Genomic DNA, 5,670 nt, shown 5'->3' on the forward strand with positions numbered 1-5,670 from the left:
GCGACCCCGTCGACGGATGCCGTCGCGATCGCGCCCGCCGCGAGCTCGCCGCGCGTCGCCGCGTCGACCAGGCCGGGCAGCAGCGCGACCGTCTCGAGGTAGGGGCCGGGGATGCCGTGATAGCCGAGGCGCTCGAAGACGACGACCAGGTCGCTCAGCGATCCGCCGAAGCCGCCCTCGTCCTCGCTCACGCGCAGACCCAGCAGGCCGAGCTCGGCGAACTGCTCCCAGAGTGCAAGGCCCGCGGCGGTGTCGCCGTCGGCCCAGCTGCGGGCGATGTCGGCTCCGCCTGCGCCCTCGACGATCTCGTCGATGGCCTCGGCGAACGCGACCTGTTCTTCAGTGGGCAGGAATCGCATCAGGAACGCCTTCCGTCTCCGCCGCGGGGGAGTCCGAGGATCCGCTCCGCGATGATGTTTCGCTGGACCTCGTTCGTGCCCGCATAGATGGGGCCGGCGAGGGAGAACTGATAGTCGTCGACCCAGCGGCCGGCGGCTTCGGCCGAGCCGCCGCGCAGCTCGGCCTCGGGGCCGAGGATGCGCAGGGCGGTCTCGTGGATGTGCACGTCGAGCTCAGACCAGAACACCTTGTTGATGCTGCCTTCGGCTCCGACCGAGCCGCCTTCGAGCAGCGTGCTCACGGTCTGCCAGGTGAACAGGCGGTACGCCTCGGCGCCGATCCACGAGTCGACGACCGCGTCGTCCTCGTGGCGCTGGCCGTGCTCGCTCTGCAGCGCGATCAGTCGATCCGTCGCAGCGAGGAAGCGGCCCGGGGCGCGCAGCGACAGGCCGCGCTCGTTGCCGGCAGTGCTCATCGCGACGCGCCAGCCGTCGCCGGGCGCGCCCAGCACGTCGGCATCCGGCACGAACACGTCGTCGAAGAAGATCTCGGCGAAGCCCGTGGTGCCGTCGAGCTGTGCGATCGGGCGCACCGTGATGCCCTCGGCATCCATCGGGAAGAGGAAGTAGGTGAGGCCGCGGTGGCGCTGCGCCTCGGCATCGGAGCGGAACAGGCCGAAGCCCCAGTCCGCCCACACCGCGCGCGAGCTCCAGATCTTCTGACCGTTGAGCACCCAGCCGCCGCGCTCGTCATCGCGGTGCGCGGTGCTGCGGATCGCGGCGAGGTCGCTGCCGGCACCCGGCTCTGACCACGCCTGCGCCCAGATCAGCGAGCCGTCGGTCATCGGACCGAGGAAGCGCTCGTGCTGCTCGGCGGTGCCGTGCTCGAACAGGATGGGGGCGAGCAGCGAGATGCCGTTCTGCGCCACGCGGGTCGGGGCGCCCGACCGGTAGTACTCCTCTTCGAAGAGCACCCATTCGGTGATGCCGACGTCACGGCCGCCGTACTGCTCGGGCCACGACACGACCGACCAGCGGCCTTCGGAGAGCTTCGCCTCCCACTCGCGGTGCGCCGCGAAGCCCGCTTCGGTGTCCATCGAGGGGAGGGGCGTCTTCGGTGTGTTCTCGGCGAGCCAGGCGCGCGCCTCCGCAGCGAAGGCCTCCTGCTCGGGGGTGAGTTCCAGGTTCATCGTGCGGCTCCGTCCGGGGTGTCTGCCTTGATGGACTTCACGTCGACGCCGCCGAGGGAGTCGCCGCCCACCTCGGCGTTGTGCGCGTGCGCGGCGTGGTGCAGGCCGAACACCGAGTCCATGCCGGCGCGCATGCCCTGCAGGTCCTCGGCCTGGTTGACGGCCTTCTTGGTCAGGGCGAGGCCGAGGCGCGGCATCCGGGCGATGCGCTCGGCGATCTCGAGCGTGCGCTCTTCGAGCTCGTCGCGCGGAACCACGTGGTTGACCATGCCGAGCTCGTACGCCCGAGCGGCCGGCATCCGGTCGCCGGTGTAGAGCATCTCCTTCGCGGCGCGCGGGTTCGTGACCCACGGGTGTGCGAAGAACTCCACGCCGGGGATGCCCATGGTGACGACCGGGTCCTGGAAGAACGCGTCGCCGGAGGCGACGATGAAGTCGCACGACCAGGCGAGCATCAGGCCGCCGGCGATGCAGGCGCCCTGCACCATCGCGATCACCGGCTTGGGGATCTCGCGCCAGCGGCGGCACATGCCCAGGTACACCTCGGACTCGCGGGCGAAGCGTGAGTCGACGCCCTGCGCGCCCACGTGATCCCACCAGATGACGGCCTTGCGTTCGAAGCTCTGGTCGATGTCGCGCTCAGGGGTGCCGATGTCATGGCCTGCGCAGAAGTGCCTGCCATTGCCGCCCAGCACGATGACCTTGACCGCGTCGTCGTCGACGGCTCGCGTGAACGCGGCGTCGAGCGCGTAGGTGACCTTCGAGTTCTGCGCGTTGCGATACTGGGGGCGGTTCAACCGGATGATCGCGGTCGTGCCGCGCAACTCGTAGGTGACCACGGCGTCGTCGGAATCGACGGTCATGACGGGTTCCTCTCTGAACTCGAATTGCCAACCAAACAATCGCTTGGTTTCCTTGATACTATACGTGAACGGCATGCCGAAGACCACGACTCGATGAGGAGCACGAATGGACGTCACGCAGCACGAAGCGGATGAGCGCTTCCGCGCGGAGATCCGCGGCTGGCTGGAGGAGAACCTCACCGGCCGCTTCGCCGATCTGCGCGGCAAGGGCGGCTCCGGCCGCGAGCACGAGGACTTCGAGGCGCGCCTCGAATGGAACCGCCACATGGCGGCATCCGGCTGGAGCTGCGTCGCCTGGCCCGTCGAGTACGGCGGCCGCGGGCTCAGCATCTCGCAGCAGGTCATCTTCCACGAGGAGTACGCGAGGGCGGATGCTCCGGCCCGCGTGAACCACCTCGGCGAAGAGCTCGTCGGGCCGACGCTGATCGCGCACGGCAGCGACGAGCAGAAGGCGCGCTTCCTGCCCAAGATCGCCGCGGTCGAGGAGCTGTGGTGCCAGGGCTACTCCGAGCCCGGCGCCGGATCCGACCTCGCCGCCGTGTCGACCAAGGCCGTGCGCGACGGCGACTCGTGGGTCATCAACGGTCAGAAGGTGTGGACCTCGCTCGCCCAGAACGCGCAGTGGTGCTTCGTCATCGCCCGCACCGAGGCTGGCTCGACCCGCCACAAGGGTCTCTCGTACCTCCTCGTGCCGATGGAGCAGCCCGGCGTCGAGGTGCGCCCGATCCTGCAGCTCACCGCCACGAGCGAGTTCAACGAGGTGTTCTTCGACGACGCCCGCACCGAAGCCTCCTACGTCGTCGGCGGCGAGGGCAACGGCTTCAAGGTGGCGATGGCGACGCTCGGCTTCGAACGCGGCGTCTCGACTCTCGCGCAGCAGATCGCCTTCCGCCGTGAGTTCGATGCCGTGATCGCCACGGCCGAGCGCACCGGAGCGATCCAGGATGCCGTGATCCGCGACCGTCTCGTGAAGGCGCGCATGGACCTCGAGGTCATCCGCCAGCACGCGCTGCGCACCCTGGGCGGAGAGCAGGGCGATGCGGCATCCGTCGCGAAGCTGCTCTGGTCGAACTGGCACCGCTCGCTCGGCGAGCTCGCGATGGAGGTCGCCGGCGCCGACTCGCTCGTGGTCGGACCCGAGTACGCCCTCGACGACCTGCAGACGCTCTTCCTCTTCAGCCGCGCCGACACCATCTACGGCGGCTCCGACGAGATCCAGCGCAACGTCATCGCCGAGCGCGTGCTCGGCCTGCCCCGAGAGGCCCGCCCATGAGCGCCACCGCACCCGTCTACGTCGACGGCCACGGTCTGCTGACCGGCACGCGCGTCGTGATCACCGCGGCCGCGGGCGCCGGCATCGGGCAGGCCGCTGCGATCCGCTGCCTCGAAGAGGGAGCCGCGCTCGTCGTGCTCGGCGACACCCACGCCGGCCGTCTCGCCGAGGCGCAGCAGGAGCTGGGCGACCGCTTCGGCCAGGAGCGCGTGCGCACCGCCGTCTGCGACGTCACCGACGAGCAGCAGGTGCAGGCGTTCCTCGACCTCGCCGAGGACGGCGGGCCGATCGACGTCATGATCAACAACGCCGGACTCGGCGGTTCGGTCTCGATCCTCGACATGACCGACGACCAGTGGGGCAAGGTGCTCGACGTGACCCTCACGGGCACGTTCCGCTGCGTCCGGGCGGTCGGGCGGCGCATGGTCGCCGCGGGCACGGCGGGGGTCATCATCAACAACGCGTCGGTCATCGGCTGGCGCGCGCAGGCCGAGCAGGCGCACTACGCCGCGGCCAAGGCCGGGGTCATGGCGCTCACACGCAGTGCGGCGATCGACCTCGCGCCCCACGGCATCCGCGTGAACGCGGTCTCGCCGAGCCTCGCGATGCACCCCTTCCTCGAGAAGGTGACGTCGCCCGAGCTGCTCGAGCAGCTCAAAGCCCGCGAGGCGTTCGGCCGTGCGGCCGAGCCCTGGGAGGTCGCCAACGTCATGGTGTTCCTCGCCAGCGCATACTCCTCGTACATGACCGGCGAAGTCGTGTCGGTCAGCAGTCAGCACGCGTGAGACAAAGAGAGTAAGGAAGAACATGGCAGAGGCATACATCGTCGACGCCGTCCGCTCGCCCGTGGGCAAGCGCGGCGGTTCGCTCTCGGGCATCCACCCCGCCGACCTCGGCGCGCACAGCCTGCGCGCCCTCGTCGACCGGGTCGGCATCGACCCCGGCGCGATCGATGACGTCATCATCGGAACCACCGACACGATCGGCGGACAGGCGGGCAACGTCGGCCGCTCCGCCGTGCTCGTCGCCGGGTTCCCCGAGCACGTCCCCGGCGTCACCATCGACCGCCAGTGCGGATCGAGCCAGCAGGCCGTGCACTTCGCTGCACAGGCCGTCATGAGCGGCACGAACGACCTGGTGATCGCGGGCGGGCTGCAGAACATGTCGAAGCTGCCGATCTCGTCGGCCATGGTCGCGGGCGAGGCCTATGGCTTCACCACGCCGTTCGCCGAGTCGCCGGGCTGGCAGGCGCGCTACCCCGACCAGGAGATCTCGCAGTTCGTCGGCGCCGAGATGATCGCCGAGAAGTGGAACATCACCCGAGAGGACATGGAGCAGTTCGCCCTCGAGAGCCACCAGCGCGCCGCCATCGCGCAGGACGAGGGCCGCTTCGCGAACGAGATCGTGCCGCTGAACGGCCTCGAGTTCGACGAGGGCGTGCGCCGCGACACCTCGCTCGAGCGCATGGCGGGTCTGCAGACCCTGCAGCCGGGCGGACGCATCACCGCGGCCGTCGCCTCGCAGATCAGCGACGCGTCCAGCGCACTGCTGGTCGCGAGCGAGAAGGCCGTCAAGGAGCACGGGCTCACCCCGCGCGCCCGCATCCACCACCTGTCGGTTCGCGGCGACAGCCCGGTGTTCATGCTGACGGCGCCGATCCCGGCGACGAAGTACGCCCTGGAGCGCGCAGGCATGTCGATCGACGACATCGACCTGTTCGAGGTGAACGAGGCCTTCGCCTCGGTCGTGCTCGCCTGGATGCAGGAGACCGGCGTGCCGCGCGACAAGGTCAACGTGAACGGCGGCGGCATCGCCCTCGGCCACCCGATCGGAGCGACCGGCACGCGGCTCATGAGCACGATGCTCAATGAGCTCGAGCGCACGGGCGGCCGCTACGGCCTGCAGACGATGTGCGAGGGCGGCGGACTCGCCAACGTCACGATCATCGAGCGCCTCTGAGGCTCGGGCGCGGGGTCGATGACGCATCCTCTGCGCCCGTACTGACA

The 5,670-nt window shown here is 69.8% G+C and carries 6 protein-coding genes; 3 read left to right on the top strand and 3 right to left on the bottom strand.

The window, feature by feature from the left end; all coding sequences use genetic code 11:
- From RT309_RS13480 to RT309_RS13490, 3 genes are all read right to left on the bottom strand, one after another.
- Positions 1–359: acyl-CoA dehydrogenase family protein (locus tag RT309_RS13480; RefSeq protein WP_313357834.1), on the bottom strand; the 359-nt coding region annotated here is incomplete at its 3' end.
- On the bottom strand, positions 359–1,528 hold the full coding sequence (locus tag RT309_RS13485; RefSeq protein ID WP_313357836.1) for an acyl-CoA dehydrogenase family protein: 1,170 nt from the start codon (positions 1,526–1,528) through the stop codon (positions 359–361). The genes RT309_RS13480 and RT309_RS13485, both read right to left, overlap by 1 nt.
- Positions 1,525–2,391, bottom strand: coding sequence for an enoyl-CoA hydratase (locus RT309_RS13490; RefSeq protein WP_313357838.1), 867 nt, complete (start codon positions 2,389–2,391; stop codon positions 1,525–1,527). Before RT309_RS13490 ends, RT309_RS13485 begins: the two co-directional genes overlap by 4 nt.
- 106 nt (positions 2,392–2,497) lie before the next feature.
- Between RT309_RS13490 and RT309_RS13495 the strand changes: the two genes are divergently transcribed.
- Genes RT309_RS13495 through RT309_RS13505 form a run of 3 tightly spaced genes read left to right on the top strand, consistent with a single transcriptional unit; the run spans position 2,498 to position 5,623 of the window.
- Entirely contained in the window at positions 2,498–3,664 is a 1,167-nt protein-coding gene (locus RT309_RS13495; RefSeq protein WP_313357840.1) for an acyl-CoA dehydrogenase family protein, read from the top strand.
- Positions 3,661–4,449 (top strand): SDR family oxidoreductase, encoded by a 789-nt coding sequence (locus tag RT309_RS13500; RefSeq protein WP_313357842.1) that lies wholly within the window; start codon positions 3,661–3,663, stop codon positions 4,447–4,449. Before RT309_RS13495 ends, RT309_RS13500 begins: the two co-directional genes overlap by 4 nt.
- Positions 4,450–4,471: 22 nt before the next feature.
- On the top strand, positions 4,472–5,623 hold the full coding sequence (locus tag RT309_RS13505) for an acetyl-CoA C-acetyltransferase (protein WP_313357844.1): 1,152 nt from the start codon (positions 4,472–4,474) through the stop codon (positions 5,621–5,623).
- Positions 5,624–5,670 lie beyond the last annotated feature (47 nt).

Source organism: Microbacterium sp., assembly GCF_032084865.1.
Lineage (GTDB): Bacteria > Actinomycetota > Actinomycetes > Actinomycetales > Microbacteriaceae > Microbacterium.